The 452-nt window shown below is 45.6% G+C and carries 1 protein-coding gene; it reads right to left on the reverse strand.

Annotated elements, in window-relative coordinates; translation table 11 throughout:
- Positions 1-53: 53 nt before the first annotated feature.
- On the reverse strand, positions 54-452 hold a 399-nt coding region (locus P3R27_RS15575; protein WP_301399174.1), incomplete at its 5' end, for a hypothetical protein.

The raw sequence follows: 452 nt of genomic DNA on the forward strand, positions 1-452 counted from the left end.
CCTTTTCCCTCCTTTCCTTCTTTCCCCTTTCCCCCCCCCTTTCCCCCTTCTGCTCACTTTCCTTTATCACCCTCTCTTCCCACATACTTTCCTTTCCTTCTCCCTTCCTCTTTTTTCTCTCTTCTTTTTTTTCCTCCTTCATCTCTCTCTCCTTTATCCCCTTCTTTCCTCCTCTTCTTCTCCTCCTCTTTTTCCCTCCTTTTCTCCCTTTTCTCTCTCTTCCTTCTTCCCCCCCATCCTCTCTCCCCCCTCTTCCTTTCTCCTTCCCTTCCCTTCTTTTTTCCTCTCTTTTTCCCCCTTCCCTTTCTCCTCCTTTTTCCCTTTTTTTTCTTTCCTTTTTCCCCTGCCTTCCCTTTCTCTTTTTTTTTTCCTTTTCCTTGACCTTTTTCCATCCCCCCCTCGATCTTAGGTTCCCTTTCTTTTTTTGTTTTTCCCCGTAATGCAGCAAAATC

It is taken from the genome of Enterococcus spodopteracolus, assembly GCF_030441955.1.
Classification (GTDB): Bacteria; Bacillota; Bacilli; order Lactobacillales; family Enterococcaceae; genus Enterococcus_B; species Enterococcus_B spodopteracolus.